Genomic DNA, 26,514 nt, shown 5'->3' with positions numbered 1-26,514 from the left:
AATCCTCCCGGGCCTGGGAGCCCCGGTACGGGCCCGCGTCGCCCCCCTGCTCAGTACTGTGCCCGATGGGCGACACTGGGGGACGGCCCGTTAGCCGTGGCCGGATGATGCGCCTAGCATCAGCCTGACCGAAACCGATGCATCCCGAGGACCCCACGTGCGCTTTCGTCTGACCCCCAGGGAGACGAGCTTCTACGACATGTTCGCCGCGTCCGCGGACAACATCGTCACGGGCTCCAAGCTCCTGATGGAACTGCTCGGGGCGGACGCATCCGCCCGGGCCGAGATCGCAGAGCGTATGCGGGCCGCCGAACACGCGGGTGACGACGCCACGCACGCGATCTTCCACCAGCTGAACTCCTCCTTCATCACGCCGTTCGACCGCGAGGACATCTACAACCTCGCCTCGTCGCTCGACGACATCATGGACTTCATGGAGGAGGCCGTCGACCTGGTGGTCCTCTACAACGTGGAGGAACTGCCCAAGGGCGTCGAGCAGCAGATCGAGGTGCTGGCCCGGGCCGCCGAGCTGACCGCCGAGGCGATGCCGAACCTGCGCACCATGGACAACCTCACCGAGTACTGGATCGAGGTCAACCGACTCGAGAACCAGGCCGACCAGATCCACCGCAAGCTGCTCGCCCACCTCTTCAACGGCAAGTACGAGGCCATCGAGGTGCTCAAGCTGAAGCAGATCGTGGACGTCCTCGAAGAGGCGGCGGACGCCTTCGAGCACGTGGCGAACACGGTGGAGACCATCGCGGTCAAGGAGTCCTGAGCTTCTCCATGGACACCTTCGCACTGATCCTGACCGTCGGGGTCGCGCTCTTCTTCACGTACACCAACGGTTTCCACGACTCGGCGAACGCGATCGCGACGTCCGTGTCGACGCGGGCGCTGACGCCTCGGGCGGCGCTCGCCATGGCGGCCGTGATGAACCTCGCCGGCGCGTTCCTCGGCTCCGGGGTCGCCAAGACCGTCAGCGAGGGGCTGATCGAGACGCCGCACGGCTCGCAGGGGATGGGAATCCTCTTCGCGGCGCTGCTCGGCGCGATCGTCTGGAACCTCGTCACCTGGTACTTCGGGCTGCCCTCGTCCTCCTCGCACGCGCTGTTCGGCGGCATGGTGGGGGCGGCGCTGGCCGGTGGCACGGAGGTGTACTGGGACGGGGTGCTCGACAAGATCGTCATCCCGATGTTCGTGTCGCCGGTGATCGGTCTGGTCGTGGGTTATCTGGTGATGACCGCGATCCTGTGGCTGTTCCGGCGGGCCAATCCGCACAAGGCGAAGCGCGGGTTCCGCATCGCGCAGACCGTCTCCGCGGCCGGGATGGCGCTGGGGCACGGCCTCCAGGACGCGCAGAAGACCATGGGCATCGTGGTGATGGCGCTGGTCATCGCGGATGTCGAGGACTACGGCGATCCGATCCCGGTCTGGGTGAAGATCGTCTGTGCCGTGATGCTGTCGCTGGGCACGTATGCCGGTGGGTGGCGGATCATGCGGACGCTGGGGCGGAAGATCATCGAGCTGGATCCGCCGCAGGGGTTCGCGGCGGAGACGACGGGGGCGTCGATCATGTTCGGGTCGGCGTTCGTGTTCCACGCGCCGATCTCCACCACGCATGTGATCACTTCGGCGATCATGGGTGTGGGGGCCACCAAGCGGGTCAACGCCGTGCGGTGGGGGGTCGCCAAGAACATCGTGCTGGGGTGGTTCATCACCATGCCGGCCGCGGCCGTGGTGGCCGCGTGCGCCTTCTGGATCATCGACCTGGTGGTGCTGTAGCCGCCCGCTCGGACGTGGAAAGGGCCCGCCCCCTGCGAGAGGGGGCGGGCCCTTTTGCCTCGCGATGGCACCGCCATGCAGCACCGCGAGGGGCCTGGTTTCTAGCCGAAGCGGCCGGAGATGTAGTCCTCCGTGGCCTGGACGGACGGGTTGGAGAAGATGCGCTCCGTGTCGTCCAGCTCGATGAGCTTGCCGGGCTTGCCGACCGCCGCGAGGTTGAAGAAGGCCGTGCGGTCCGAGACGCGCGCCGCCTGCTGCATGTTGTGCGTCACGATGACGATCGTGAACCGCTCCTTCAGCTCGCCGATCAGGTCCTCGATGGCGAGGGTGGAGATCGGGTCGAGGGCCGAGCAGGGCTCGTCCATCAGCAGCACGTTCGGCTCGACCGCGATGGCGCGGGCGATGCACAGGCGCTGCTGCTGGCCGCCGGAGAGGCCGGAGCCCGGCTTGTTCAGGCGGTCCTTGACCTCGTTCCAGAGGTTCGCGCCCTTCAGGGAGCGCTCCACGACGTCGTCCAGCTCGGACTTCTTGAACTTGCCGTTCAGCTTCAGGCCGGCCGCGACGTTGTCGTACACCGACATGGTCGGGAACGGGTTCGGGCGCTGGAAGACCATGCCGACCTCGCGGCGGACCGCGACCGGGTCGATGCCGCTGCCGTAGAGGTTCTCGTCGTCCAGCATCACCTTGCCGTCGACCCGGCCGCCGGGGGTGACCTCGTGCATGCGGTTCAGGGTGCGCAGGAAGGTGGACTTGCCGCAGCCGGAGGGGCCGATGAAGGCCGTCACGGAGCGGGGCTCGACCGTCATCGAGATGTCCTCGATGGCGAGGAAGGAGCCGTAGTAGGCGTTGAGGCCGCTGACATCTATGCGCTTGGCCATGTCACTCACTGCTTCTTTCGGGGTCCGGATCGCTGACTGCTACCGCTGGCCGCGTCAGCGACCGGCCTTGGGGGCCTTCCAGCGGGCGATGCCGCGGGCCACCAGGTTGAGGATCATGATGAAGGCGATGAGGGTGAGGGACGCCGCCCACGCCCGGTCGTACGCCGCGCCGGAGCCGACGCTGTTGGAGTACTGGAGGTAGATGTACATCGGCAGCGACGCCTGCGGGTCCTTGAAGGGGTCGGTGTTGATGAAGTTCGTGCCCCAGACCAGGAGCAGCACGGGCGCGGTCTCGCCGGTGATGCGGGCGACGGCCAGCATCACGCCGGTGGTGATGCCGCCGATGGAGGTCGGGACGACCACCTTCAGGATGGTGCGCCACTTCGGCACGCCGAGGGCGAGGGACGCCTCGCGCAGCTCGTTCGGGACGAGCTTGAGCATCTCCTCGGTGGAGCGCACGATCACCGGGATCATCAGGATGCACAGGGCGAGCGAGCCGGCGAAGCCGGAGTAGCCCATGTCCAGGATGACGATCCACAGGCTGAGGATGAACAGGCCGGCCACGATGGACGGCACGCCGGTCATCACGTCGACGAAGAAGGTGACCGCCTTGGCCAGCCGGCCCCGGCCGTACTCGACCAGGTAGACGGCGGTGAGCACGCCGATCGGTACGGCGATGACGGTGGCGATGCCGACCTGCTCCAGGGTGCCGAGCAGGGCGTGGTAGATGCCGCCGCCGGGCTCGGTGTCGGCGACGACGCCCATGGAGTGGGAGAGGAAGTAGCCGTCGAGGACCTTCACGCCCCGCTTGGCCGTCGTCCAGACCAGCGAGGCCAGCGGGATCAGGGCCAGCAGGAAGGCGACCCACACCATGCTGGTGGCGACGCGGTCCTTGGCCTGGCGCCTGCCCTCGACGCGGGCGGCGACGGCGTACGTCCCGGCGACGAAGAGCACCGCGGCGATCAGCGCCCACTGGATGCTGCTGCCGAGCCCGGCGGCGGCGCTGATGCCGAGGCCGAGGGCGACGGAGCCGGCGGCGACGGCCCAGGGGAACCACTTGGGCAGGGTCGCGCCGCGCAGCGAGCCGGCCGGGCGCCGGCCGGTGAGGGATGCGTGGCTCATGCGTTGGCCCCCGAGTACTCCTTGCGGCGGGCGATGATCGCGCGGGCCGCGCCGTTGACCAGCAGGGTGATGACGAAGAGCACCAGGCCGGAGGCGATCAGCGCGTCGCGTCCGGCGGGGCTGGCCTCGTTGAACTTGCTGGCGATGTTCTGGGCGAAGGTGCCGCCGCCCGGGTCGAGCAGGCTGGCGTTGATGTCGAAGGTCGGGGAGAGCACCATGGCCACGGCCATGGTCTCGCCGAGCGCGCGGCCGAGGCCGAGCATCGAGGCGGAGATGACGCCGGAGCGGCCGAAGGGCAGCACCGACATCCGGATGACCTCCCAGCGCGTGGCGCCGAGGGCCAGCGCGGCCTCCTCGTGCATGCGCGGGACCTGCCGGAACACCTCGCGGCTGACGTTGGTGATGATCGGCAGGATCATGATGGCCAGCAGGATGCCGACGGTGAGCAGCGAGCGCGGCTCGCCGCCGTTCCAGGCGAGGACGCCGGTCCAGCCGAGGTAGGCGTCCAGCCAGCCGTAGAGGCCGTGCAGGTGCGGCACCAGGACGAGGGCGCCCCACAGTCCGTAGACGATGGAGGGGACGGCGGCCAGCAGGTCCACCACGTACGCGATGGCGCCGCCGAGGCGGCGCGGGGCGTAGTGCGTGATGAACAGGGCGATGCCGACGGCGACCGGCACGGCGATCGCCATGGCGATCAGCGACGAGACGACGGTGCCGAAGGCGAGGACCGCGATGCCGAAGCGCGAGGGGATCGCGCTCGGGTTCCATTCGAAGCTGGTGAGGAAGTTGGCCTCGTCGTCGCCGATGGCTATCGCGGCGCGGTAGGCGAGGAAGCCGGCGATGGCGGCCATGATGACCAGCACGAGGATGCCGGAGCCGCGGGAGAGGCCGAGGAAGATCCGGTCGCCGGGGCGGGTGGCGCCGCGGGCGGCGCGCCTGGACTCGGCGTCGAGGGGCTGGAGGGCGGGCGGGTCGGTGTTCTGGTGGCGCTCAGTGGTGGTGTCCATCGGGGTTCTCCGGTCTGCGGAGTCCCGGTACGGGACTCCTGGCGGCGGTGCACCGGACGGTGCGGGCCGGCCCCCGGGAGCCTGGGGGCCGGCCCGCACGCTGGGGTCAGCTCAGGGTCGCGATGTTCTCGCGGACCTTGGTGATGATCTCCTGGGGGATCGGCGCGTAGCCGGCCTCCGTGAGCTGCTTCTGGCCGTCCTCCGAGGCGATGTAGCCGAGGAAGGACTTGGCGGCGGGCAGGGTGTCCGCCTTGTTGCCCTTGTCGCAGGCGATCTCGTACGTCACCAGGACGATCGGGTAGGCGTTCGCGGCGGTCGGGGTGTAGTTCAGCTTCAGCGCGAGGTCCTTGCCGGTGCCGACGACCTCGGCGGCGCCGATGGCCGCGGTGGCGTTCTCGACGCTGGCCTTGACCGGACCGCCGGCGGTCTTGACGTCGACCGTCTTGATGCCGTCCTTGGCGTAGGACAGCTCGAAGTACGAGATCGCGCCGCTGGTCTGCTTGACCTGCTGGGCCACGCCCGAGGACTGCGGGGCGGACTGGCCGCCCTTGGCCGCCCACGCCTTGGCCGGCTCGTACTTCCAGTCCGCCGGGGCGGCGGCCTTCAGGTACTTGGTGAAGTTGTCCGTGGTGCCGGACTCGTCCGAGCGGTGGAACGCCTGGATCTTGAGGTCCGGCAGCTTGGCGTCGGGGTTGAGCTTCTTGATCGCGTCGTCGTTCCAGTTGCTGATCTTGCTGTCGAAGATCTTGGCGAGCGTCGAGGCGTCCAGGACCAGCGTGTCGACGCCGGGGACGTTGAAGCCGACCGCGATCGGGCCGCCGACCATCGGCAGGTTGATGCCCTGGCCGCCGGAGCAGACCTTCTTGGACGCCTCGACCTCTTCGGGCTTCAGCGCGGAGTCCGAGCCGGCGAAGGCGGTCTGGCCCTGGTTGAAGGCCGTGATGCCGGCGCCGGAGCCGTCGGGGCGGTAGTTGATCTGCACGGACTTGCACGCCGCGGTGTACGACTTGACCCAGGCGTCGATCGCGTTCTTCTGCGCGGAGGAGCCGGAGGCCTGGAGCTGGCCCTTGGCGTCGTCGCACTTCACGTCGCCGGCGCCGGCGCCGCTGGTGGCCGAGCCGTTGCCGGCGTTGCTGGTGTCGCCGGTGTCGTCGGAGCCGCACGCCGTGAGGGCCAGGGCGCCGGAGACGGCGAGAGCACCGAGAGCGAGGGCTCGCCGGTTCATGCGCTGAAGCTTCACTTGAGGGAGTTCCTTCCAGGAGCCGCCGTCCTGAACCGGCGGCGTGCGAGGAGTTCTGGGGCGTGGAAGGCGTTGTCGTTCTGTCGGCCTTCCGTGCCGGGTAAGGCCGAAATTAGGCAGAACAGGTGAAGGCGTTGACGGACGTGCGTGAACGGGGGGTGAACCTGTGCCGTCGGTGCGGTGCGGGGTGCTGCGCGGCTATGCCAGGAAGGTGTCCAGCAGGGCTCGGTCCCTGGGCTGGGTCAGCTTCGCTCGGGCTGCCGCGGGGGTGAGCCAGAGGATGCGGTCCACCTCGTCGTTCGGGGTGAAGGCGCCCTCGGTGGGGGTGGCGGACCAGTAGCGGACCTGTTTGGGGCGGCCGTCCACCTCGTAGTGCGAAGAGGGGAGTTCCTCGAACGGGGTCGCCGTGTAGCCCGTTTCCTCGGCCACCTCTCGGAGGGCGGCCGTCAGGGCGGTCTCGCCCAGCTTCAGTTTGCCCTTGGGGTGGGACCAGTCGTCGTACTTGGGGCGGTGGACCAGGCAGATCTCGAGGCCGGCCGGGGTGCGGCGCCACAGGACACAGCCCGCTGCCTGGATGGTGGTCATCGGGTCCCGGGCCTCCTCGCGCGCCAGCTGTGCTGGAACGCGTACCTCGCCGCCTCCACCTCATGCCGCTGGTCCGCGTGGAGCACGCCCAGCGCGTACGCCGTCGCCGGGGCGATCCGCGGCGTACGGGCCGCCTGCGCAGCCGCCGCGGCGGCCTCGGCGGCGTCGCGGTGGCGGTCCAGGGCCTGCCCTGCGGGGTCGTGGTCCGGGGCGTCGGGGGTGGCGTCCTGGCCGGCCAGCGCCTCGCGCGCGTAGCGGTGCAGGCGCAGCAGGAGGCGGACCTGGTGCCAGGGGGCGTCCTGGGGGTGCGGCGCGGGGTCCGGGGCGAGGCCGTGGACCAGCGCCTGCGCGTTGTACGGGTGCCCCGCGGTGTGCAGCGGCAGCGCGGCGACCGCGTCGGCCAGGCGGGCCTCGGCGGCTGCCGCCAGGGGGCGCAGATCGGCGCCGGCCGCGCTGCCCGGGCACAGCGGGACCTCGCTGGCCAGCAGGGCGATCCGGTCGGTGACCGCGTGGAAGCGGCTGCTGCCGAGGGCCTGCAGGGCGGTGGAGTGGGCCCGGGTGCGGGCCAGGGTCAGCTGGCGGTCGAGGAGCGCGGCGGCCCGGGCCGCGCCGGGGACGACGGTCTGGGGGCCGGTGCCGGGGGCGCCCGACGTGCCGGACAGCCGGTGCAGGGCCTGGAGCAGGCGTTCCAGGCGGTCGGCGTAGGCGTGCTCCAGGGCGAGCATGCCGGAGAGCCAGGCCAGCTCCGGGCGGGTGCCCTCCGTCCACTCGGCGTCCAGGAGCGGCCGGAAGGTGTGCAGGGTGCCGCTCAGGCGGCGGGCGGCGCGGCGCAGCGGGCGGTGCGGGTCGGGGGCGGGCGCCGGTCCGGCCGGGTCGCCGGCGGTGCCGTCCTCGCGGTGGCGGCGCAGGGCGCGGAGGAACTCCGTGGCCTGCGCGCGCAGGTACGTCTCCAAGGTGTCCGCCGGCAGCGGGCCTGCGGCGGTGTCCGTCGTCGGGTCAAGGTGCTGCTGGGCCACGCCGGCGCCTCCGGGCGTCTATGAGCATCTCCTGGATGTTGCGCAAGGGCCTGCCCTCCGGGTCCGCCGCGTGCCGCGTCCACTCGCCGTCCGGGCCGAGGTGCCAGGAGGCGGTGGTGTCGGACATGCCGGTCTCCAGGAGCCGGTTCAGGGCCGCCCGGTGGGCCGGGTCGGTGACCCTGACCAGCGCTTCTATCCGGCGGTCGAGGTTGCGGTGCATCATGTCGGCGCTGCCCAGCCAGACCTCGGGCTCGCCGCCGTTGCCGAAGGCGAAGACGCGCGAGTGCTCCAGGAAGCGGCCGAGCACCGAGCGGACCCGGATGTTCTCCGACAGGCCGGTCACGCCCGGGCGCAGCGCGCAGATGCCGCGCACCCACACGTCGACCGGCACGCCGGCCTGGCCGGCGCGGTAGCAGGCGTCGATGACGGCCTCGTCGACCATCGAGTTGACCTTGATCCGGATGCCGGCCGGGCGGCCCGCGCGGTGGTGCTGGATCTCCTTGTGGATGCGGGAGACCAGGCCGTCGCGCAGCGACTTCGGGGCGACCAGCAGGCGGCGGTAGGTCTCGCGCCGCGAGTAGCCGGAGAGGCGGTTGAACAGGTCGGACAGGTCCGCGCCGACCTGCGGGTCCGCGGTGAGCAGGCCGAGGTCCTCGTAGAGGCGGGCGGTCTTCGGGTGGTAGTTGCCGGTCCCCACGTGGCTGTAGCGGCGCAGCGTGTCGCCCTCCTGGCGGACCACGAGCGACAGCTTGCAGTGCGTCTTCAGGCCGACCAGGCCGTAGACGACGTGGCAGCCGGCCTCCTCCAGCTTGCGCGCCCACTTGATGTTGGCGTGCTCGTCGAAGCGGGCCTTGATCTCGACCAGGACCAGCACCTGCTTGCCTGACTCGGCGGCGTCGATCAGGGCGTCCACTATCGGGGAGTCGCCCGAGGTGCGGTACAGCGTCTGCTTGATCGCCAGCACGTCCGGGTCGGCCGCGGCCTGCTCCAGGAACGCCTGCACGGAGGTGGAGAAGGAGTCGTACGGGTGGTGCAGGAGGACGTCCCGGTTGCGCAGCGCCGCGAAGACGTCCGGCGCCGACGCGGACTCGACCTCGGCCAGGTCGCGGTGGGTGCCGGCGACGAACTTCTTGTACTTCAGCTCCGGGCGGTCGAGCCCGTGGATGCGGAAGAGGCCGGTCAGGTCCAGGGGGCCGGGCAGGGGGTAGACCTCGGCCTCGCTGATCTTCAGCTCGCGGACCAGGAGGTCCAGGACCTCGCGGTCGATGGACTCCTCCACCTCCAGGCGCACCGGCGGCCCGAAGCGGCGCCGCATCAGCTCCTTCTCCAGGGCCTGGAGGAGGTTCTCCGTGTCGTCCTCCTCCACCTCCAGGTCCTCGTTGCGGGTGAGGCGGAAGGCGTGGTGCTCCAGGATCTCCATGCCCGGGAAAAGCTCTTCCAGGTGCGCGGCGATGACGTCCTCGATGGGGACGTAGCGGCCCGGCGCGGCCTCCAGGAAGCGGGTCAGCAGGGGCGGCACCTTCACGCGCGCGAAGTGGCGGTGGCCGGTGACGGGGTTGCGGACGACGACCGCGAGGTTCAGGGAGAGGCCCGAGATGTACGGGAAGGGGTGCGCGGGGTCGACGGCCAGGGGGGTGAGGACGGGGAAGATCTGGTGCCGGAAGAGGGTGAAGAGGCGGGCCTGCTCCTTCTCGGCCAGCTCGCTCCAGCGGACCAGGTGGATGCCCTCCTCGGCGAGGGCGGGGGCGACGTCCTCGTGGAAGCAGGCGGCGTGGCGGGCCATGAGCTCCCGCGAGCGGGCCCAGATCATCTCCAGCACCTCGCGGGGCTGGAGGCCGGACGCGGAGCGGGTGGCGACGCCGGTGGCGATGCGGCGCTTCAGTCCGGCGACGCGGACCATGAAGAACTCGTCCAGGTTGCTGGCGAAGATCGCGAGGAAGTTCGCGCGCTCCAGGAGGGGGGTGTCCGGGTCCTCGGCGAGTTCGAGCACGCGTTCGTTGAAGGCCAGCCAGCTGCGTTCGCGGTCCAGGAAGCGGCCCTGGGGGAGGGCCCCGGCGCCGCTGGCCCGCGCCTCGGACGCGGACTCCTCGGACTCCTCGTACGGGTCGAGGTCCGCGTCGATGTCGGGCTCCAGGTCGGAGACCGTGGCGGCCACGGTGGCGGGGCGGTGCGCGGCTATGGAGCCCACGGAGGGCTGCGCGGGCTGGATCTCGGCCTGGCTGTTCGGCTGCCTCATGGAGACATTCTTCCGCGCCATGCGCAGGACAGGCGCGTCGGAGGGCTCTGGCGCGGTCGGCTGCATTGGCCGAGCGTGGCAAGCTTCGCTGAATCGACGGTTACGAGGACATGACGTCTGGGCGTGCGCCTATGGGGGTGCCGGTGGATCGCCGTGCGCGGGTGCGGGTACGTCGTGGCTGGTCGCGCAGTTCCCCGCGCCCCTGGGTCGGCATAGCTGCGGGCAGTCGTGCCGCTGGGGCGGCACGGGTGGGCGCTGGGGGTCCCCCCTGCTCGAAGAGCTTGGGGGAGGCACCCCGCTGCGCCGGGCTGCGCCACGCCCCGCCCCGCACTGGACCGGCGCTCACGTCTCCGTGCGGTACATCAGGTCCACCTCGTGCGTGACGAACCCCATCCCCTCGTACACCGCCACCGCCGCCCCGTTGTCCGCGTCGACGTACAGCATCGCGGTCGGGAGGCCGAGCCCCGCCAGATACCGCAGCCCGATCCCGGTGAGCGCCTTCCCCAGCCCGCCCCCCTGCGCGTCGGGACGGATGCCCAGGACGTACACCTCGCCGAGCCCCTCCTCCGCGTGCACCTTCGTCCAGTGGAAGCCGATCAGCTCCCCGCCCCGCTCGGCGAGGAAGAAGCCGGACGCGTCGAACCACGGCTCGGCGACGCGGGCGTCGAGGTCGCCCCGCGACAGCGACCCCTGCTCGGGATGGTGCGCGAAGGCCGCCGCGTTGACGGCCAGCCACGCCTCCTCGTCCTGTCCGACCACGAAGGGGCGGACTGTCACGCCCGGCGGGAGGACGGGTTCGGGCAGCGACAGGTCGGACAGCGGCATCCGCAGCTGGCGCAGTTCGCGGAAGAGGGTCAGCCCGAGCACCTGCGCGAGATGCCGCGCGGCGGCGTGCCCCCCGTGCGCCCACAGCCGCAGCCGCTTGCCGGAGGCGGCGAGCAGCGCCGAGCCGAGCGCACGCCCGTGCCCCCGCCCCCGGTGGGAGGGGTGGACGACCAGCTCCGCGGCCGGCGGCTCCACCGGGTCGGTGTCCTCCAGCTGGGCGTAGCCGACGAGTTCGCCGGACGAGGTCAGCAGCAGGTGCGAGATGCCCTCCCGCGCCCCGCCCCTCAGGTGCAGCCTGCCCTGCTCGGAGACGGCCTGCTGCCCGTCCGCCCGGGCGGCCTCGGCGAGCAGGGCGAGCACGGCCTCGCTCTGCTCCGCGGTGAGTTCGGTGAGAGTGTCGATCGCGCTGGTCATGCCTAGGAGAGTAATGGGCGGGACCCCGCCGAGGTCGGCAAGCTAAACCAGGATGTAACCCGGAACCCCCTGTCGCGCTACGCGCGTTGACCCTAGGCTGCGCGCCGACGGGCCGAACCGACCTCCAGGGGAGCGCATGCCAGCCAGAGCACCGCACCGATCACGCCGTCCACTCGCCGCCGCCGCGGTGGTCGTCGCCACCGCAGGGGCGCTCGCCGCGGCGGCGCTGCCGGGCTCGGCGAGCGCGCACGAGCGCCACGGCGGGCACCACCATCCGCACGCCCCCAGCCGCTACCAGGACGTGCAGCTGCTGTCCTTCAACGACCTGCACGGCAACCTGGAGCCCCCGGCCGGCTCCTCGGGCCGCGTCACCGAGACGCAGCCGGACGGCACGACGAAGACCATCGACGCGGGCGGCGTCGAGTACCTCGCCACCCACCTGCGCCAGGCCCGCAAGGGCAACCCGTACTCCATCACCGCCGCCGGCGGCGACATGGTCGGCGCCTCGCCGCTGATCTCCGGGCTCTTCCACGACGAGCCGACCATCGAGGCGCTGAACAAGCTCGACCTGGACGTCACCTCGGTCGGCAACCACGAGTTCGACGAGGGCGCCACCGAGCTGGCCCGCCTCCAGAACGGCGGCTGCCACCCCACCGACGGCTGCTACACCGACAAGCGCTTCAAGGGCGCCGACTTCCCCTACCTGGCGGCCAACGTCCTCAAGGAGAAGACCGGCAAGCCGCTGCTCAAGCCGTACTGGGTGTGGAAGAAGAACGGCGTCAAGGTCGGCTTCATCGGCGTCACCCTGGAGGGCACCCCCGACATCGTCTCGGCGGAGGGCGTCAAGGGCCTGAAGTTCAAGGACGAGGTCGAGACGATCAACAAGTACGCCAAGGAGCTGCAGCACCAGGGCGTCAAGTCGATCGTCGCCCTCATCCACGAGGGCGGCTTCCCGGCCTCCGCCTCGTACAACTACGACTGCGACTCCCCGGGCGCCGGCGACGGCATCTCCGGCCCCATCGTCGACATCGCCAAGCACGTCTCGCCGTCCGTCGACGCGCTGGTGACCGGGCACACGCACAACGCCTACGTCTGCTCCATCGACGACCCGGCCGGCCACCCCCGCATGGTCACCTCCGCCGCGTCCTTCGGCCGCCTCTACACGGACACGACGCTGACGTACGACCGCAAGACGGGTGACATCGCCCGTACGTCGGTGAAGTCCGCCAACCGCGTCGTCACCCGCGACGTGCCGAAGGCGCCCGACATGACGCGGCTCATCACCAAGTGGAACGCCCTGGCCGCGCCCATCGGCGACAAGGCCATCGGCTACATCTCCGGCGACATCGGCAACACCGGCACCGAGTCACCCCTCGGCGACCTCATCGCCGACGCGCAGCTCGCCCACGGCAAGACCCTCGACCCCGGGACCGACCTCGCCCTGATGAACCCGGGCGGCATCCGGGCGCCGCTCACCTACGCCGCCAAGGCCGGTGAGGGGGACGGTGTGGTGACGTACGCCGAGGCGTTCACCGTCCAGCCCTTCGCCAACACCGTGAACCTCCAGGACTTCACCGGCGCGCAGCTCGTGCAGGCGCTCAAGGAGCAGGTGAGCGGCCCGAACGAGGCCGCGCCCAAGGTGCTCCAGGTCTCCGGCGGGCTCACCTACACCCTGGACCTGACCAAGAGCGGGGCCGACCGGGTGGTCGCCGCCTCGGTGAAGCTCGACGGGGCGCCCATCGACCCCGCCGCCACCTACCGCGTCGCCACCAACAGCTTCCTGGCCGGCGGCGGCGACGGCTTCACCACCCTCGGCCAGGGCACGAACGACCTGGTCGGCGACGACGACCTGGCCGCCCTCGAGCAGTACCTGACGGCCAACTCCTCGGCCGGCGACCCGATCGCGCCGCCCGCGGCCGACCGGATCACGGTTCTGAGGTAGGCGCCTCCGGCGGCGGTGTCGGTGCCCCCGGCAGCCGTACCGTCGCCACCGTTCCCCCGGCGTTGTCCGGCGCCGGGGAGAGGGTCACCTCGCCGCCCGCCTGGTGGATCGTGCGGGCCACGATGGAGAGGCCGAGGCCCGAGCCGGGGAGGGCGCGGGCGGTGGGGGAGCGCCAGAAGCGGTCGAAGACGTGGGGGAGTTCCTCGGCGGGGACGCCGGGGCCGTGGTCGCGGACGGTGAGGGTGCCGTCGGCCAGGCGGACGTCGATCGTGCCGCCGGGCGGGCTGAACTTCACCGCGTTGTCGAGGACGTTGACGATCGCGCGTTCCAGGGACGCCGGTTCCGCCCGTACGTACCAGGGGGTGACGGCGGCGGTGATGGTCAGGTCGGGGCCGCGCAGGCGGGCCCGGGACAGGGCCGCGTCGACCGCCTCGTGCCAGGGCAGGATGCGGGTGCGGCCGGTGTGGTGGCCGGTGTCGGGGCGGGAGAGTTCCTGGAGGTCGCCGATGAGGGTGGCCAGTTCCGTCATCTGGGCCTTCACCGAGGCCAGCAGGGCCTTGCGGTCCGCCTCCGGGATCGGGCGGCCCGTCTCCTCGCTGCGGGTCAGCAGCTCGATGTTGGTGCGCAGGGAGGTGAGGGGGGTGCGCAGTTCGTGGCCCGCGTCGGCGATGAGCTGCTGCTGGAGGTCGCGGGAGCCGGCCAGCGAGGCGGTCATGGAGTTGAAGGAGCGGGACAGCCGGGCGATCTCGTCGTCGCTCGCGTCCTCCACCGGGATGCGCACCGCCAGGTCCTCGGTGCGGGCGACGTGTTCCACGGCCTCGGTGAGGCGGTCCACGGGGCGCAGTCCGGTACGGGCCACCGCCAGGCCCGCGGCGCCCGCGCCCACCACCCCGATGCCCGACACCAGGAGCAGGATCAGCGCCAGGTCGTTCAGCGTGGCCTGGGTGCCCTTCAGGTCGACCGCCGAGACCAGGGCCGCGCTGGAGGGCTCGCCGGTGGCCGGGTTGGTCAGCGGGACCGGCCAGGTCAGCACCCGGACCTCGGTGCCGTCCCGCGCCGTGCCGGTGCGGTAGACGCCCTGGCCCGGCGTGCCCTGCTCGATGACCTTGCGGTCGGTGCCGGTGGCCTTGATCTCGCCCTTGGAGGTGGCGAACAGGCAGGTGGTGCCGTCCTCCGTGACGACCTGGGAGTACGTGGTCCGCGCGCCGGTGACGCCCTCGCGGGGCGTGCGGGTGCAGTGGGCCAGCGCCTCGTTGATCTGGCTGATCTGCCGCTGGTCGATGGGCAGCGTGGCCTTCCTGAGGTCGCTGTCCACCTGCTCGTACAGCCGGCCCCGCACGATGAACCAGCAGGTCACCGAGACCGCCGCCACCGCGAACGCCACGGCCGCCGCGACCAGCAGGGAGAGCCGGGCGCGGATGGGGAGGGTGCGCAGTCGGCGGCCGAGCCGGGTCACTCGGGGCCGCCCTGCCGCAGCACGTAGCCGACGCCCCGGACGGTGTGCACCAGGCGCGGTTCGCCGCCCGCCTCGGTCTTGCGGCGCAGGTACATCACGTACACGTCCAGGGAGTTGGACGACGGCTCGAAGTCGAAGCCCCAGACCGCCTTGAGGATCTGCTCCCGGGTGAGGACCTGGCGCGGGTGGGCCAGGAACATCTCCAGGAGGGTGAACTCGGTGCGGGTCAGCTCCACCGTCCGCCCGGCCCGGGTGACCTCCCGGGTCGCCAGGTCCATGGTCAGGTCGGCGAAGCCGAGCGTGTCGGAGTCCTCGGCGGTGGCGTCCACGGCCGCCGCGTAGGAGCTGCGGCGCAGCAGGGCCCGGATGCGGGCGAACAGCTCGTCCAGCTCGAAGGGCTTGACCAGGTAGTCGTCGGCGCCCGCGTCCAGGCCGGTGACCCGGTCGCCGACCGTGTCGCGGGCGGTGAGCATGAGGATCGGGGTCGTGTCGCCCGCCGCGCGGATGCGGCGGGCGGCGGTCAGGCCGTCCATGCGGGGCATCTGGACGTCCAGGACGACCAGGTCGGGGCGGTGCGCCGCCGCCTTCGCCAGGGCGTCCACGCCGTCCACGGCGACCTCGGTGGCGTAGCCCTCGAAGGCGAGGCTGCGCTGGAGCGCCTCGCGCACGGCCGGCTCGTCGTCGACGATCAGGATGCGCTGGGGGTCGCCTTCTGCGGGGCTCATGGCTGTCGGGGTTCCTCGGGGTAGGGGCGGGACGCGGGCGGGTGCCTTCAGCGTCCCACGGCGGCACGCGGGTCCGCGGCTCAGCCCGTCGAGCCCGCCCGCAGCGTCGCCAGGTCGGCCTTCAGGGTGTTCACCGGGATCGCGAAGCCGAGGCCCACGCTCCCCGCCGAGGAGGACTGGGACGAGGACGCGTCGGCCGAGGAGTACATCGCGGAGTTGATGCCGACGATGTTGCCGTTCATGTCGATCAGGGCGCCGCCGGAGTTGCCCGGGTTGAGGGAGGCGTCGGTCTGGATCGCCTTGTACGTCGTGGTGGACGACCCGGTGTCGCCGTTGAACTGCCGGCCGCCGAACTCGAACGGCCAGCCGCCGCCCTGGCCCCGCTGCTGTTGCTGCTGCCCCTCGTCCGTGGACACGGTGACGTCCCGGTCGAGCGCGGAGACGATGCCGCTGGTCACCGTGCCGGTCAGGCCCTCGGGGGAGCCGATCGCCACGACCTGGTCGCCGACCTGGACGCCCGCGGAGTCGCCGAGGGTCGCCGCCTTCAGGCCCGAGGCGCCGGACAGCTTGATCAGCGCCAGGTCCTTCTTGCTGTCGGTGCCGACGACCTCGGCGCGGTACCGCTTGCCGTCGCTGGTGGTCACCTTCACGGAGGAGGCGCCGGCGACCACGTGGTTGTTGGTGACGATCTCCCCGCCCGAGGTGATGATCACGCCGGCGCCGGTGGAGGAGCCGGCGTTCGACTCGGCGTTGACCTCCACGATGCTCGGGCTGACCGCCTTGGCCACGCCGGAGACCGTGCCCTTCTGGCTGGACGGCACCACCTGGGTGCTGGTCGCGCTGGAGGCGACCGTGTCGCTGCCGGTCAGCTCCTGGATGCCGTAGGCGGTGCCGCCGCCGACGGCCGCCGCGACGACGGCGACGGTGGCCAGCAGGGCGAGCGGGCGGCGGCGCCGGGGCCGGTGGTGCCCCCCGTCCGGCGAGACCGGGGGGACGGGCGGCTGGGCCGGCGGGGGCGGCCACTCCGGGTTCACCGGGTTCGCCGGGTTCGCGTGCGAGGACGCGTACGGGTCGTACGGGGCGTCGTACTCGTGGTGTTCGCCGCTGCGGCGGAGGCTCTCGGTCATGACACAGAGCCTTCCGCCGGTGCATGAGAGCTTCCTGAGTCCCGCCTGAGAAGCCCGGCAGAAGCTCGTATGCCCGATATAAAGGCGCCCCGCCGGAAGCCGGACGCATGGGTCACCGGGATCCTCAGCGGCTTCGGCCGATGTCCTGGAGGCCGACGACGCGCAGCAGTTCGAGCCGCTCGTACGTCGGGGTGCCGGGGCGCGCCGAGTGCACGACGAGCTGCTGGCTGTGGCCGTCGCTGAGCAGTACCTCGCAGTCGAGGTCGAGCGCGCCGACGACGGGGTGCAGGAAGCGCTTCGGCGACGGGCGGCGGACCATGACGTCGTGCTCGGCCCAGACCTCTGCGAACTCGGCGGATCCGCGGCGCAGCTCGGTCACGAGTGCGGCCGGGCCAGGTTCGTCGCCGCGGGCGGTCGTGACCGCGCGCAGGCTCGCGACGTGGGCGCGGGAGTGCTGCTCGTGGTTCTCCGGCGGGGCCAGGTCCCGTGCGCCCGGTGTCAGGAACCAGCGGCGGATGATGTTCGTCCCGGTGTGGTCTCCGGTCAGGGCCACCGACATCGCGTTCTGGGCGAGCATCTGCCCCCAGTCGCTCAGCACCGATGCCGGCAGGTCGTTCAGCCGGTCGAGGATCATGAGCAGTCCCGGCCGGACGTGGTCCGACGAGCCGCCGGACCGGGGTGGCTCGTCGCCGGCCAGGTGGAACAGGTGATCGCGCTCGGCGTCCGTGAGGCGCAGGGCGCGGGCCAGGGCGGTGAGGATCTGGCGCGACGGGTGGGAACCGCGCCGCTGCTCCAGTCGCGTGTAGTAGTCCGGGGACATCCCGGCGAGCTGCGCCACTTCCTCCCGGCGCAGGCCGGGGGTGCGACGCCGGGGGCCCGAGGCCAGGCCGACGTCGCCGGGGGCCAGGCGGGTACGGGCTCGGCGCAGGAAGTCGGCGAGTTCGGTGCGGTCCATGGTCCGAGGGTCTCTCGGACCCGGGGGCGTTGCCAGGGAGCGCCGGTCCCTGGATAACCGCGTCTCTGCCGCCGCTTCCGCCGCTCGCGCAGCCTGGGGGCATGGCTCACGACATGAGGAGGCAGCCATGCTGACATTGGTGACCGGGGCGACGGGCCAGGTCGGGCGGCGCTTCGTGCCGAACCTGCTGCAGAGCGCGGCGGCCGGCGACGAGGTGCGCGTGCTGGTGCGGGACCCGGCGCGCGGCGATCACTTCGCCGCACTGGGAGCGCAGGTCGTGGTCGGTGATCTGCGGGACGCGGAGGTGCTCGGCGGCGCGACGGCCGGTGTGGACGCCGTGGTGAACGTCGCGGCCGCGTTCCGCGGGGTGCCGGACGAGGAGGCGCGGGCGGTCAACCGGGACGCGGCCGTCGAGCTGGGCAAGGCCGCGGTGTCCGCCGGGGTGCGACGGTTCGTGCAGGTCAGCACCGGACTGGTGTACGGCGCCGGGCGGGGCAGGGCGCTGGTCGAGGGCGACGAGACAGTGCCGGGCACGCACCTGTGGGGCGCCTACCCCGAGTCGAAGTGGCAGGCGGAGCGCGCGCTGGGGGCGCTGGACGGGCTGCGGGACCTGCGTATCGGGCGGCTGCCCTTCGTGTACGGCGACGGAGACCCGCACCTGGTCGACGTCATGAAGTGGGCGCCGGCCTGGCCCGCCATGCAGCGCCTGCACATGGGCCATCACCTGGACGTGGCGCAGGGCCTGAAGCGGCTGCTGTACGCCGACGGCGCGCACGGCGTCTACAACATCGCCGACGAGGCCCCGGTCACCACCGTCGACCTCTTCGACGTCCAGGACCTGCCCGTACCGCGGGAGGTCTACGACAAGGAGGCACCGGACCCGTGGCACAGCGTGATGTCGACGGCGCGCATCCGTCGGGAACTGGGCTACCGCCCCCTGGTTCCGTCGGTGTGGACGGCGCGGGACGCGGGGTTGCTGTGATCGCCGGGCGGCACGGTGGAGACGGAACCTACCCGCAGCCGCAGGACCGCCGGACCACCAGCCGGGACGGGAACACCTTCAGCCGCTCCCGCCGCGAGCCCGCCACCCGCAGCCCGTCGTCCAGGACCAGGTCGACCGCGGCCTTGGACATCGCCGAGCGGTCGGAGGCGACGGTGGTCAGGCCCGGGTCGGCGAGGCCCGCCTCCTTGATGTCGTCGAAGCCGGCCACCGCCAGCTCGCCCGGCACGTCGATGCGCAGCTCGCGGGCGGCGCGCAGCACGCCGATGGCCTGGTCGTCGGTGGAGCAGAAGATGGCCGGCGGCCGGCGCGGCCCGGCCAGTAGCTCCAGGGCGACGTCGTAGGCCGCGTAGCGGTTGTACGGCGCCTCGAAGAGCCGGCCCTCGGTCGGCAGCCCGGCCTCCTTCATGGCGCGCTTCCAGCCCTCGACGTGGTCGGAGACCGGGTCGCCGACGGAGGGCGTCTCGGCGGTGCCGCCCATGCACGCCACGTACGGGTAGCCGTGCTCCAGGAGGTGGCGGACGGCGAGCTGGGCGCCGCCGAGGTCGTCCGTGACGACGGCGACGTCGTCGATGGCCTCGGGGCGCTCGTGCAGCAGCACCACCCGGGCGTCCCAGGCGTCGATCTCGGCCGCCGCCATGTCGTTCAGCGCGTGGCTGACCAGGATCAGGCCCGAGACCCGCATGCCGAGGAAGGCGCGCAGGTAGTGCACCTCGCGCTCGCCGACGTAGTCCGAGTTGCCGACCAGCACCATCTTGCCGCGCTCGGCGGCGGCCCACTCCACCGCGTGCGCCATCTCCGCGAAGAACGGCTGGCGGGCGTCCGGCACGATCAGACCTATGAGGTCCGTGCGCCGGGACGCCATCGCCTGCGCGACCCGGTCGGGCCGGTACCCCAGCTCCTTGATCGCGGCGAGGACGCGCTCGCGCGTGGCCGGGGCGACCGGCCGGGGTCCGTTGTTGATGACATAGCTGACGACGGCGGTGGACGTCCCCGCCAGCCGCGCCACATCATCCCTGGTTACCTTGGCCACGCGCGGAGTCTACGCGGATGGACCCGTATTCGGGCAGGTCCGTGTCACGCCCCGGACGAGGCCCGCGCCTGCTCCGGCTGGTCCACTTCGGCCCGGGCCTCGCGCTCGCCCTTCTCCGCCGGACGCTGCTCCGCCCGCTCCGGCTTCTCCGGCGTCACGAACCGGTACCCCACATTGCGCACGGTCCCGATCAGCGACTCGTGCTCGGGGCCGAGCTTGGCCCGCAGCCGCCGCACGTGCACGTCGACCGTGCGGGTGCCGCCGAAGTAGTCGTAGCCCCAGACCTCCTGGAGCAGCTGGGCGCGGGTGAAGACCCGGCCCGGGTGCTGCGCGAGGTACTTGAGCAGCTCGAACTCCTTGAAGGTCAGGTCCAGGACCCGGCCCTTGAGCTTGGCGGAGTAGGTCGCCTCGTCCACCGACAGGTCGCCGTTGCGGATCTCCATCGGGGAGTCGTCGGCGACGATCTGCCGGCGGCCCATGGCGAGGCGGAGCCGCGCCTCGACCTCGGCCGGCCCCGCGGTGTCGAGCAGGACGTCGTCGATGCCCCAGTCGGCGGTGACGGCGGCCAGGCCGCCCTCGGTGACGACGAGGACCAGCGGGCAGCTGAGCCCGGTGGAGCGCAGCAGCTGGCACAGGCTGCGGATCTGCGGCAGGTCGCGCCGCCCGTCGACGAGGATCACGTCGGCGCCCGGGGTGTCGACCAGGGCGGGGCCCTCCGCCGGGGCGACGCGGACGTTGTGCAGCAGCAGGCCGAGGGCGGGGAGCACCTCCGTCGACGGCTGGAGGGCGTTGGTCAGGAGCAGCAGAGAACTCATCGCGCCCCACCTGCCTGGGCCTGGATCGTCCTGCGGTCGTGCACGGTTCGCTCGCCCATAACGTCGGTTCCTCCTCGGTCCCTGCGAGGACGTTTGCGGCACTGCTTCGTACGCGTGGCCTCCCCCGCGCCCGCGGGGTCCGCCGCATGTCCGGGAGGTGAACGTGCGTGCACGCTCCTGGAAGCACGAAAGGACCCGGGGGCTACGTCGCCCGAGTCCTCTGCCGAGCAGAATAGCCGACATGGGCAACGGTCGGGCAGGTCATGCGTCACGTTCCATCGATCGTCCACAGGGTGAGACGCCGCGCCGGACACCCGCGCGGACCTTCCTGCGGACGCCGGACGGGGTGCGCGTCGACGCCGTATACGAGCCGGGCGCGGCCGGCCGGGACGCCGCTGACCTGGTCTTCGTCGTCGCCCACGGCTTCACGGGGGACGCGGACCGGCCGCACGTGCGGCGGATCGCCGCCGCGCTCGCGGAGTACGGCGCGGTGGTCACCTTCTCCTTCCGCGGCCACGGCGCGTCCGGCGGCCGGTCCACCGTCGGCGACCGCGAGGTGCTCGACCTGGCGGAGGCGGTGGCCTGGGCGCGGGGCTTCGGGCACGCGCGCGTGGTGACCGTCGGCTTCTCGATGGGCGGCTCGGTGGTGCTGCGGCACGCCGCGCTCGCGGAGGACCCTCCGGACGCCGTGGTGTCGGTCAGCGCCCCGGCCCGCTGGTACTACCGGGGGACGGCGCCGATGCGCCGGCTGCACTGGCTGGTGCTGCGCCGCACCGGCCGGGTGGTGGGCCGCTACGGGTTCCGGGTGCGCATCCACCACCGCGCCTGGGACCCGGTGCCGCTGTCCCCGACGGAGGCCGCGGCCCGGATCGCGCCCGTGCCGCTGCTCCTCGTGCACGGCGACCGGGACGGCTACTTCCCCCTCGACCACCCCCGGATGCTGGCCGAGGCCGCCGGTGAGCACGCGGAACTCTGGCTGGAGCCCGGCATGGGCCACGCCGAGAACGCCGCGACCGAGGACCTGCTGCGCCGCGTCGGCGACTGGGCGGCGGGCGCGGCCGGCGCGGCGGGCTAGCCTGTGGTGTTCGTACCAGCCGGATCGACGACGACGCGAGGCGACGAAGGATGGCAAGGGTCACGGTGCGCTACTGGGCCGCCGCGAAGGCCGCGGCCGGGGTGGCGGAGGAGCCGTACGAGGCGGCCACGCTGGCCGGCGCGCTCGACGCGGTGCGCGAGAAGCACCCCGGCGAACTGCGCCGGGTGCTGCTGCGCTGCTCGTACCTCGTCGACGGCGACCCCGTGGGCACCCGCCCGCATGAGACCGTACGGCTGGCCGAGGGCGGCACGGTCGAGGTGCTCCCGCCGTTCGCAGGAGGGTGAGCGATGAGCGACCAGCAGCCGTACCCGTACGGCCATGACCAGCGGCAGGCGTATCCCGACCCGGCCGCCGACCCGTACACGCAGCACTGGCAGGGCCAGACGTGGGAGACGTCGACCCAGCCGCCGGTGCCACCCGCGCAGCCCGCGGAGCCCGCCCCGGAGCAGACGGCGATCCTGACGCCGCAGGCGTACCGGCACCCGCCCGCGCAGCAGCAGCAGCCGCAGCCGCAGCCGCAGCCGCAGCCGTACGCCCAGCCGCAGCCCTACGCGGCCCAGCCGCACCCCCACCCGGCCCAGCCGCAGCCCCACCCGGCCCCGCCCGCCCCCGCACCCCCCGCCGACACCTCGGGCTACGGCCCCGCCACCCTCGCCGGCAACTCCCGCGTCACCGACGCGCAGCGCGCCCGCGCCGAGGGCCGGTCGCCGATCATCGACCCCGGCATGCAGCCGGCCCTGCTCACCGCGCTGCTCGGCCTGCTCCTGGCCGGCGCGGCGGCGGTCGGCACGTACGCCCTGCTCGTCCCGCTGGTCGCCCTCCAGGGCCTCACCGCGGCAGGCTGGTTCCGCCTGAACGGCATGTGGCCGGCCCGCCAGGGCATCGCCCTCGGCTTCCTCGGCGCACTGGCCGCGGACGCCGCGCTGCTGCTCTCCGACCGCTCCCCGGCGGCGATCCTCGGCACCCTCGGCGTGTGGGTGCTGCTCTCCCTCGTCCTGCACCTGCGCTCGCACGCCGAGCCGGACGAGCGGCTGTACGGCCTGACGGCGACCGTCGTCGCGGCGGCCCTGGCCGTCGTGGCGGGCGGCTATCTGGCCGCCGACATGGACGCGGTGACCGTCGGCGCCCTCGCCGTGGCGGTCGCCGCCGTGGCCCGGGCGCTGCCGCTGCCGACGCCGGCCGCGGTGGTCGTCGCGCTGCTCGCGGCGGCCGGCGCGGGCTTCGCCGCCGGCTCCGCGACCGACCTCGGCGGCAAGGGCGCGCTGCTCGGCGCCGGCGCGGCGGTGTGCGCGCTGATCGGCCACCGGGTGGCGGCCTACGACTACCCGTCCCGCTTCGTCCACTTCACGGCGGGCGTGGCCCTGCCGCTGGCGGCGTCCGCGCCGGCGGTGTACGCGCTGGGGCGCGCGCTGTCCTGAGCGTTCCCGCCTGTCACAGGTGCTCGACAGAATCCCGGCGGCCTCTCCCGCGCGCGTTACGCTCGCGAAGGACGGCCGCCGGTCGTCGTCCAGGCCGCCGTCCCCGACCGCTCAGGGTGGAGAAACCGCAGATGCGCGCAGTGCGAATACTGGTGGTCCTCGTCGTGATCCTCGGCGGTCTCTTCGTGCTCGCGGACCGCCTCGCGGTGAACTGGGCCGAGGACAAGGCGGCGGACCAGATCCGCACCACCGAGAACCTGCCGGGCACCCCCGACGTGTCCATCAACGGCTTCCCCTTCCTCACCCAGCTCGCCGGCGACGAGTTCCACGACGTCGAGGTCGGCATCGCGGACTACCCGGCCGACACCGGCGACGGCAAGAAGCTGAAGATCTCCGACCTGAAGGCCCACCTCAAGGGCGTCCGCTTCTCCGACGACTACTCCACCGCCACCGCGGACAGCGCCACCGGCACCGCGCTGATCACCTACGACGAGCTGCTGAAGGCCACCCGCTCCGAGCCCACCGAGGTCGGCCCGGGCATTAACGCCAAGGTCACCGGCCTCGGCGACGGCGGCGACGGCAAGATCAAGGTCACCCTGGACGTGACCGTGCTGGGCATCGACCTGCCCCAGCCCGTGCAGGTCCTCGGCTCGCTGAAGGTCAAGGACGACCATGTCGACGTCACCGCCGACGGGCTGCCGGACATCGCCGGGCGCGAGCTGGCGGAGCAGCGGCTGCGGGCCATCACCGACTTCGACCAGACGATCAAGGAGCTGCCCGGCGGGGTGAAGCTCGACACGGTCCGGGCGGCGAAGGACGGCGTGGCCGTCACGGTGAAGGGCACGGACGTGCGGCTGGAGCCGCAGGCGTAGCCCCGCCGCCCACCTCCCCCGTCCCGCATGGCGGACGGTCGCGTCTCACCATCCGACACGCCGGTGACACGCCCCGCCGTCCGTCCCTACGATCGAAACCATGAAGCGACAGGCGGATCTCACGAAGCGGCGGGCAGTGGACCTGTGCCGCGTTGCCGCCATGCTCTGTCGCGCCTTCTGAGCGGACGGCCCCGCCTCCGCATCCCCGGCCCCGCCCGTGCGGGGCACTCCGCGCGCCGCGCCGCCCCCTGGCCGCGTCCGGCCCGCACCCTCGCCTCACACGCACACCCCGCCGTACCTGCCCCGGAGGAGAAAGCATGAGCCGCAGCGACGTCCTGGTCGACGCCGACTGGCTTCAGGACCACCTGGACGACCCGAGCATCGCGGTCGTGGAGGTGGACGAGGACACCTCGGCCTACGACAAGAACCACATCAAGAACGCGATCCGCATCGACTGGACCCAGGACCTCCAGGACCCGGTGCGCCGCGACTTCATCGACCAGGAGGGCTTCGAGAAGCTCCTCTCCGCCAAGGGCATCGGCAACGACACCCAGGTGATCCTCTACGGCGGCAACAACAACTGGTTCGCGTCGTACGCCTACTGGTACTTCAAGCTCTACGGCCACGAGAACGTCAAGCTGCTCGACGGCGGTCGCAAGAAGTGGGAGCTGGACGCCCGCGAGCTGGTCGACGGCACCGAGGTCCCCGAGCGCGCCGCCACCCAGTACCAGGCCAAGCCGCAGAACAAGGCCATCCGCGCCTTCCGCGACGACGTGGTCTCCGCGATCGGCGCGCAGAACCTGGTCGACGTGCGCTCGCCCGACGAGTTCTCCGGCAAGCTGCTCGCCCCGGCCCACCTGCCGCAGGAGCAGTCGCAGCGCCCCGGCCACGTGCCCTCGGCCCGCAACATCCCGTGGTCGAAGAACGCCAACGACGACGGCACCTTCCGCTCCGACGAGGAGCTGAAGCAGCTCTACGCCGACGAGCAGGTCGACCTGGCCAAGGACACCATCGCGTACTGCCGCATCGGCGAGCGCTCCGCGCTGACCTGGTTCGTGCTGCACGAGCTGCTCGGCGTGGAGAACGTCAAGAACTACGACGGCTCCTGGACCGAGTACGGCTCCCTGGTCGGCGTGCCGATCGAGCTGGGCGCCAACAAGTAACCGGCCCCAGCCTCCTCCCGACCTCCCCCAACCCCTCAGGAGTACGAACATGTGCGGTGCGAAGGCCGGCGGCCCCGACGCCTCGACGATCAAGCCCGGTGAGACCACCATCCAGGGCCAGGTGACCCGCGGCGGCGAGCCGGTGACGGGCTACGTGCGGCTCCTGGACTCCACCGGCGAGTTCACGGCGGAGGTGCCGACCTCCGCGACGGGCCAGTTCCGGTTCTACGCGGCCGAGGGCACCTGGACCGTCCGCGCCCTGGTGCCGGGCGGCACGGCGGACCGCACGGTCGTCGCCCAGCAGGGCGGTCTCGCGGAGGTCGCCATCGCCGTCTGACGGCGGGCTTTTACGACGAGGGGGCCGCTCCCACCGGGTTGGACGCCTGGGGAGCGGCCCCTTCGGCGTGTCCGGCCTACGCTGGAGTCATGTACGCACGCCGGCGGCACGTCTACTTCGCGATGATGGCGGTCTGCATCGGCCTGTTCGTGCTGGCCTGGGGCGTCGTCCGGATCTGGTCGATCCCGGCGGCCGTCGCCATGTGCGTGGTCGCCATGGTCATCCCGCCGCTCGCCGCGATGGTGGCGAACCGGCGGGGCCCCGAGGACCGCTGGTGGGACGACCCGTCCGGGGACCCGAAGTCCGACGAGTGGTGGGACGAGCTGGACGGCAAGAAGAAGGGGCCGCGTCCCTGAGGTCCCTGAGGTCCCCCGCGTCTCAGTAGACGAGAGCCTGCGTCTCGTCCCCCATCGCCTCCTGCACGAAGACCTGCGCGCCGGCGATCCGCACGCCCTCGATGACGTCGTTCTCCGTGATGTCCCGGCGCACCGCGCACTGCGTGCACAGCGTGACGCGGCCACCGGCGAGGATCGACTCCAGCAGGTCCGGCAGCGGGGCCGCGTGCGGCAGCTCGAACTCCGCCGCGCGTCCCGGCACCGCGAACCACGCCGACTCGCCGGTCAGCCAGAGCGAGACGTCGACCCCGCTGGCCACGGCCACGGCGGCCACGGTGAACGCCTGCGAGCACCGCTCCGGGGCGTCCGTCCCCGCCGTCACCTTGATCACGAGCTTCTTCGCCATATGGGCAGCGTAGCCCGGCGGGGTGTCAGGGGTGCGGGCGGAGCAGGGCGACGGTGAGGGTGGTGAGCAGGGTGGCCACGCAGAGGACGGTGAGGACGCCGCTCACGGTGGCGCCGTCCGGGCGGCGGCGGCGCCGACGACGACGGGGGCTGGGCGGGTACGCCGGGTGGAACGGGGGCATCCCGAAGCCGGGGGAGAGGCGGGGGCGGTCGTCGTCGTGCGTCATCCGTCGTGCTCCTTCCGCTGGTGCTCGCGCATGAGGACGTTCGCGTCCGTCACGGCGCTGTGGTCGAACGAGGCCCGAGCGGCGACCCGGCGGTCGGCCAGCCAGAGGCAGGTCGGGCACCCCTCCACGGGCTCCGGCGGGCGGCTGACGTCGCCGGGACCGGGGGGCGTGGCGAGCGTGCGCTCGTTGGCGGCGCGGACGCTCGCGCTGAGCCGCTCCCGGTCGGTCGCCGGCCGCAGCGAGCCGGGCTCCGCCTCCCACTCCCGGCCGCCGCCGAGGGGGCGGAGCATGGCGCGGGCGCCGGCCTGGCCCCGGTACTCGCCGACGCGGTCGGTGGCGGGGTCGTAGAGGGCGGTGCCGGGGTCGTAGGTGGCCGGTTTCGGACTCATCGGGCCACTCCCTTTCGTCAACGTCTATACGGAATGCGACAGTTGCGCTACTTTGCGTAGCGGTGGGTATTACGAGCATGACCCAGATCGAGGGCCGCCAAGCGCGCAACG

Annotated in this window: 29 protein-coding genes; 12 read left to right on the top strand and 17 right to left on the bottom strand. The window is 72.3% G+C overall.

Features of this window, described 5'->3' with window-relative positions:
* The first annotated feature begins 157 nt into the window (after window positions 1–157).
* Window positions 158–778, top strand: coding sequence for a DUF47 domain-containing protein (locus ACGFZL_RS30685; RefSeq protein WP_003974832.1), 621 nt, complete (start codon window positions 158–160; stop codon window positions 776–778).
* A gap of 8 nt (window positions 779–786) precedes the next feature.
* Window positions 787–1,785 (top strand): inorganic phosphate transporter, encoded by a 999-nt coding sequence (locus tag ACGFZL_RS30680; RefSeq protein WP_355172631.1) that lies wholly within the window; start codon window positions 787–789, stop codon window positions 1,783–1,785.
* 101 nt (window positions 1,786–1,886) lie between these two features.
* Here ACGFZL_RS30680 and pstB read toward each other — a convergent pair whose 3' ends face one another.
* The 8 genes from pstB to mshD all read right to left on the bottom strand — a co-directional run bounded on the left by pstB (window position 1,887) and on the right by mshD (window position 11,108).
* Window positions 1,887–2,663: a phosphate ABC transporter ATP-binding protein PstB gene (pstB, locus tag ACGFZL_RS30675; protein WP_355172629.1), complete on the bottom strand. Its 777-nt coding sequence runs from the start codon at window positions 2,661–2,663 to the stop codon at window positions 1,887–1,889.
* A gap of 54 nt (window positions 2,664–2,717) precedes the next feature.
* Window positions 2,718–3,785 (bottom strand): phosphate ABC transporter permease PstA, encoded by a 1,068-nt coding sequence (gene pstA, locus ACGFZL_RS30670; RefSeq protein ID WP_393696651.1) that lies wholly within the window; start codon window positions 3,783–3,785, stop codon window positions 2,718–2,720.
* Window positions 3,782–4,792, bottom strand: coding sequence for a phosphate ABC transporter permease subunit PstC (gene pstC, locus ACGFZL_RS30665; RefSeq protein WP_393696649.1), 1,011 nt, complete (start codon window positions 4,790–4,792; stop codon window positions 3,782–3,784). The genes pstA and pstC overlap by 4 nt, the downstream gene beginning before the upstream one ends.
* Before the next feature lie 106 nt (window positions 4,793–4,898).
* Entirely contained in the window at window positions 4,899–6,032 is a 1,134-nt protein-coding gene (gene pstS, locus ACGFZL_RS30660; RefSeq protein ID WP_393696647.1) for a phosphate ABC transporter substrate-binding protein PstS, read from the bottom strand.
* Between the two features lie 198 nt (window positions 6,033–6,230).
* Window positions 6,231–6,617 (bottom strand): NUDIX hydrolase, encoded by a 387-nt coding sequence (locus ACGFZL_RS30655; protein ID WP_393696645.1) that lies wholly within the window; start codon window positions 6,615–6,617, stop codon window positions 6,231–6,233.
* Complete coding sequence (locus ACGFZL_RS30650) at window positions 6,614–7,633, bottom strand: CHAD domain-containing protein (protein WP_393696643.1); 1,020 nt, start codon at window positions 7,631–7,633, stop codon at window positions 6,614–6,616. Before ACGFZL_RS30650 ends, ACGFZL_RS30655 begins: the two co-directional genes overlap by 4 nt.
* The gene (locus ACGFZL_RS30645) at window positions 7,614–9,869 is read right to left on the bottom strand and encodes an RNA degradosome polyphosphate kinase (protein WP_393696642.1); all 2,256 of its coding nucleotides are present in this window, start codon (window positions 9,867–9,869) and stop codon (window positions 7,614–7,616) included. Before ACGFZL_RS30645 ends, ACGFZL_RS30650 begins: the two co-directional genes overlap by 20 nt.
* A gap of 342 nt (window positions 9,870–10,211) precedes the next feature.
* Entirely contained in the window at window positions 10,212–11,108 is an 897-nt protein-coding gene (mshD, locus tag ACGFZL_RS30640) for a mycothiol synthase (protein ID WP_355172615.1), read from the bottom strand.
* A gap of 136 nt (window positions 11,109–11,244) precedes the next feature.
* On the opposite strand from mshD, the gene ACGFZL_RS30635 reads away from it, so the two are divergent.
* Complete coding sequence (locus ACGFZL_RS30635; protein ID WP_393696640.1) at window positions 11,245–13,050, top strand: bifunctional metallophosphatase/5'-nucleotidase; 1,806 nt, start codon at window positions 11,245–11,247, stop codon at window positions 13,048–13,050.
* Here ACGFZL_RS30635 and ACGFZL_RS30630 read toward each other — a convergent pair.
* The 4 genes from ACGFZL_RS30630 to ACGFZL_RS30615 all read right to left on the bottom strand — a co-directional run bounded on the left by ACGFZL_RS30630 (window position 13,034) and on the right by ACGFZL_RS30615 (window position 17,313).
* Window positions 13,034–14,506, bottom strand: coding sequence for an ATP-binding protein (locus ACGFZL_RS30630; RefSeq protein WP_393696638.1), 1,473 nt, complete (start codon window positions 14,504–14,506; stop codon window positions 13,034–13,036). The genes ACGFZL_RS30635 and ACGFZL_RS30630 overlap by 17 nt on opposite strands.
* Complete coding sequence (locus tag ACGFZL_RS30625; protein WP_355172609.1) at window positions 14,503–15,231, bottom strand: response regulator transcription factor; 729 nt, start codon at window positions 15,229–15,231, stop codon at window positions 14,503–14,505. Before ACGFZL_RS30625 ends, ACGFZL_RS30630 begins: the two co-directional genes overlap by 4 nt.
* Window positions 15,232–15,311: 80 nt before the next feature.
* Window positions 15,312–16,358 (bottom strand): S1C family serine protease, encoded by a 1,047-nt coding sequence (locus ACGFZL_RS30620; protein ID WP_393696636.1) that lies wholly within the window; start codon window positions 16,356–16,358, stop codon window positions 15,312–15,314.
* A gap of 124 nt (window positions 16,359–16,482) precedes the next feature.
* The gene (locus ACGFZL_RS30615) at window positions 16,483–17,313 is read right to left on the bottom strand and encodes a helix-turn-helix transcriptional regulator (protein WP_393696634.1); all 831 of its coding nucleotides are present in this window, start codon (window positions 17,311–17,313) and stop codon (window positions 16,483–16,485) included.
* 127 nt (window positions 17,314–17,440) lie between these two features.
* On the opposite strand from ACGFZL_RS30615, the gene ACGFZL_RS30610 reads away from it, so the two are divergent.
* Window positions 17,441–18,295, top strand: coding sequence for an NAD-dependent epimerase/dehydratase family protein (locus tag ACGFZL_RS30610; protein ID WP_393696632.1), 855 nt, complete (start codon window positions 17,441–17,443; stop codon window positions 18,293–18,295).
* A 28-nt stretch (window positions 18,296–18,323) separates the two neighbouring features.
* On the opposite strand, the gene ACGFZL_RS30605 is transcribed toward ACGFZL_RS30610, so the two are convergent.
* Together ACGFZL_RS30605 and ACGFZL_RS30600 are read right to left on the bottom strand one after the other, a co-directional pair.
* The gene (locus tag ACGFZL_RS30605; RefSeq protein WP_393696630.1) at window positions 18,324–19,346 is read right to left on the bottom strand and encodes a LacI family DNA-binding transcriptional regulator; all 1,023 of its coding nucleotides are present in this window, start codon (window positions 19,344–19,346) and stop codon (window positions 18,324–18,326) included.
* Window positions 19,347–19,390: 44 nt separating this feature from the next.
* Window positions 19,391–20,161, bottom strand: a complete 771-nt coding sequence (locus ACGFZL_RS30600) for a response regulator transcription factor (RefSeq protein ID WP_355172599.1) — start codon at window positions 20,159–20,161, stop codon at window positions 19,391–19,393.
* A gap of 241 nt (window positions 20,162–20,402) precedes the next feature.
* Here ACGFZL_RS30600 and ACGFZL_RS30595 point away from each other — a divergent pair, with 241 nt between their 5' ends.
* The 8 genes from ACGFZL_RS30595 to ACGFZL_RS30560 all read left to right on the top strand — a co-directional run bounded on the left by ACGFZL_RS30595 (window position 20,403) and on the right by ACGFZL_RS30560 (window position 25,403).
* Window positions 20,403–21,236 (top strand): alpha/beta hydrolase, encoded by an 834-nt coding sequence (locus ACGFZL_RS30595; RefSeq protein WP_393696628.1) that lies wholly within the window; start codon window positions 20,403–20,405, stop codon window positions 21,234–21,236.
* A gap of 50 nt (window positions 21,237–21,286) precedes the next feature.
* Entirely contained in the window at window positions 21,287–21,541 is a 255-nt protein-coding gene (locus tag ACGFZL_RS30590; protein ID WP_355172595.1) for a MoaD/ThiS family protein, read from the top strand.
* A 3-nt stretch (window positions 21,542–21,544) separates the two neighbouring features.
* Window positions 21,545–22,675 (top strand): hypothetical protein, encoded by a 1,131-nt coding sequence (locus ACGFZL_RS30585; protein WP_393696625.1) that lies wholly within the window; start codon window positions 21,545–21,547, stop codon window positions 22,673–22,675.
* 131 nt (window positions 22,676–22,806) lie between these two features.
* Window positions 22,807–23,547: a DUF2993 domain-containing protein gene (locus ACGFZL_RS30580; RefSeq protein WP_393696623.1), complete on the top strand. Its 741-nt coding sequence runs from the start codon at window positions 22,807–22,809 to the stop codon at window positions 23,545–23,547.
* A gap of 100 nt (window positions 23,548–23,647) precedes the next feature.
* Window positions 23,648–23,728, top strand: a complete 81-nt coding sequence (locus tag ACGFZL_RS30575; protein WP_355172694.1) for a putative leader peptide — start codon at window positions 23,648–23,650, stop codon at window positions 23,726–23,728.
* 136 nt (window positions 23,729–23,864) lie between these two features.
* Window positions 23,865–24,710, top strand: coding sequence for a sulfurtransferase (locus tag ACGFZL_RS30570; protein ID WP_393696621.1), 846 nt, complete (start codon window positions 23,865–23,867; stop codon window positions 24,708–24,710).
* 49 nt (window positions 24,711–24,759) lie between these two features.
* Complete coding sequence (locus tag ACGFZL_RS30565) at window positions 24,760–25,047, top strand: DUF1416 domain-containing protein (RefSeq protein WP_355172588.1); 288 nt, start codon at window positions 24,760–24,762, stop codon at window positions 25,045–25,047.
* Window positions 25,048–25,136: 89 nt separating this feature from the next.
* Window positions 25,137–25,403 (top strand): DUF3099 domain-containing protein, encoded by a 267-nt coding sequence (locus ACGFZL_RS30560; RefSeq protein ID WP_393696619.1) that lies wholly within the window; start codon window positions 25,137–25,139, stop codon window positions 25,401–25,403.
* A 22-nt stretch (window positions 25,404–25,425) separates the two neighbouring features.
* Here ACGFZL_RS30560 and ACGFZL_RS30555 read toward each other — a convergent pair whose 3' ends face one another.
* The 3 genes from ACGFZL_RS30555 to ACGFZL_RS30545 are packed head-to-tail and all read right to left on the bottom strand — an operon-like array spanning window position 25,426 to window position 26,403.
* Window positions 25,426–25,788, bottom strand: coding sequence for a DsrE family protein (locus tag ACGFZL_RS30555; protein WP_355172584.1), 363 nt, complete (start codon window positions 25,786–25,788; stop codon window positions 25,426–25,428).
* 25 nt (window positions 25,789–25,813) lie between these two features.
* Complete coding sequence (locus tag ACGFZL_RS30550; protein WP_393696616.1) at window positions 25,814–26,014, bottom strand: hypothetical protein; 201 nt, start codon at window positions 26,012–26,014, stop codon at window positions 25,814–25,816.
* Window positions 26,011–26,403: a hypothetical protein gene (locus ACGFZL_RS30545; RefSeq protein WP_393696614.1), complete on the bottom strand. Its 393-nt coding sequence runs from the start codon at window positions 26,401–26,403 to the stop codon at window positions 26,011–26,013. The genes ACGFZL_RS30550 and ACGFZL_RS30545 overlap by 4 nt, the downstream gene beginning before the upstream one ends.
* Window positions 26,404–26,514 lie beyond the last annotated feature (111 nt).

It is taken from the genome of Streptomyces sp. NPDC048182 (genome assembly GCF_043202555.1).
Lineage (GTDB): Bacteria > Actinomycetota > Actinomycetes > Streptomycetales > Streptomycetaceae > Streptomyces.
Note: the sequence above shows the minus strand (reverse complement) of the source record. Positions and strands in the feature narration are given on the sequence as shown.

Excerpts from the sequence above, each read along its gene's own strand:
- ACGFZL_RS30680 (WP_355172631.1), top strand. The coding sequence starts at position 787 with ATGGACACCTTCGCACTGATCCTGACCGTCGGGGTCGCGCTCTTCTTC.
- pstB (WP_355172629.1), bottom strand. The coding sequence starts at position 2,663 with ATGGCCAAGCGCATAGATGTCAGCGGCCTCAACGCCTACTACGGCTCC.
- pstA (WP_393696651.1), bottom strand. The coding sequence starts at position 3,785 with ATGAGCCACGCATCCCTCACCGGCCGGCGCCCGGCCGGCTCGCTGCGC.
- pstC (WP_393696649.1), bottom strand. The coding sequence starts at position 4,792 with ATGGACACCACCACTGAGCGCCACCAGAACACCGACCCGCCCGCCCTC.
- ACGFZL_RS30655 (WP_393696645.1), bottom strand. The coding sequence starts at position 6,617 with ATGACCACCATCCAGGCAGCGGGCTGTGTCCTGTGGCGCCGCACCCCG.
- ACGFZL_RS30645 (WP_393696642.1), bottom strand. The coding sequence starts at position 9,869 with ATGAGGCAGCCGAACAGCCAGGCCGAGATCCAGCCCGCGCAGCCCTCC.
- mshD (WP_355172615.1), bottom strand. The coding sequence starts at position 11,108 with ATGACCAGCGCGATCGACACTCTCACCGAACTCACCGCGGAGCAGAGC.
- ACGFZL_RS30635 (WP_393696640.1), top strand. The coding sequence starts at position 11,245 with ATGCCAGCCAGAGCACCGCACCGATCACGCCGTCCACTCGCCGCCGCC.
- ACGFZL_RS30625 (WP_355172609.1), bottom strand. The coding sequence starts at position 15,231 with ATGAGCCCCGCAGAAGGCGACCCCCAGCGCATCCTGATCGTCGACGAC.
- ACGFZL_RS30620 (WP_393696636.1), bottom strand. The coding sequence starts at position 16,358 with ATGACCGAGAGCCTCCGCCGCAGCGGCGAACACCACGAGTACGACGCC.
- ACGFZL_RS30615 (WP_393696634.1), bottom strand. The coding sequence starts at position 17,313 with ATGGACCGCACCGAACTCGCCGACTTCCTGCGCCGAGCCCGTACCCGC.
- ACGFZL_RS30610 (WP_393696632.1), top strand. The coding sequence starts at position 17,441 with ATGCTGACATTGGTGACCGGGGCGACGGGCCAGGTCGGGCGGCGCTTC.
- ACGFZL_RS30600 (WP_355172599.1), bottom strand. The coding sequence starts at position 20,161 with ATGAGTTCTCTGCTGCTCCTGACCAACGCCCTCCAGCCGTCGACGGAG.
- ACGFZL_RS30595 (WP_393696628.1), top strand. The coding sequence starts at position 20,403 with ATGGGCAACGGTCGGGCAGGTCATGCGTCACGTTCCATCGATCGTCCA.
- ACGFZL_RS30590 (WP_355172595.1), top strand. The coding sequence starts at position 21,287 with ATGGCAAGGGTCACGGTGCGCTACTGGGCCGCCGCGAAGGCCGCGGCC.
- ACGFZL_RS30585 (WP_393696625.1), top strand. The coding sequence starts at position 21,545 with ATGAGCGACCAGCAGCCGTACCCGTACGGCCATGACCAGCGGCAGGCG.
- ACGFZL_RS30580 (WP_393696623.1), top strand. The coding sequence starts at position 22,807 with ATGCGCGCAGTGCGAATACTGGTGGTCCTCGTCGTGATCCTCGGCGGT.
- ACGFZL_RS30575 (WP_355172694.1), top strand. The coding sequence starts at position 23,648 with ATGAAGCGACAGGCGGATCTCACGAAGCGGCGGGCAGTGGACCTGTGC.
- ACGFZL_RS30570 (WP_393696621.1), top strand. The coding sequence starts at position 23,865 with ATGAGCCGCAGCGACGTCCTGGTCGACGCCGACTGGCTTCAGGACCAC.
- ACGFZL_RS30565 (WP_355172588.1), top strand. The coding sequence starts at position 24,760 with ATGTGCGGTGCGAAGGCCGGCGGCCCCGACGCCTCGACGATCAAGCCC.
- ACGFZL_RS30560 (WP_393696619.1), top strand. The coding sequence starts at position 25,137 with ATGTACGCACGCCGGCGGCACGTCTACTTCGCGATGATGGCGGTCTGC.
- ACGFZL_RS30555 (WP_355172584.1), bottom strand. The coding sequence starts at position 25,788 with ATGGCGAAGAAGCTCGTGATCAAGGTGACGGCGGGGACGGACGCCCCG.
- ACGFZL_RS30550 (WP_393696616.1), bottom strand. The coding sequence starts at position 26,014 with ATGACGCACGACGACGACCGCCCCCGCCTCTCCCCCGGCTTCGGGATG.
- ACGFZL_RS30545 (WP_393696614.1), bottom strand. The coding sequence starts at position 26,403 with ATGAGTCCGAAACCGGCCACCTACGACCCCGGCACCGCCCTCTACGAC.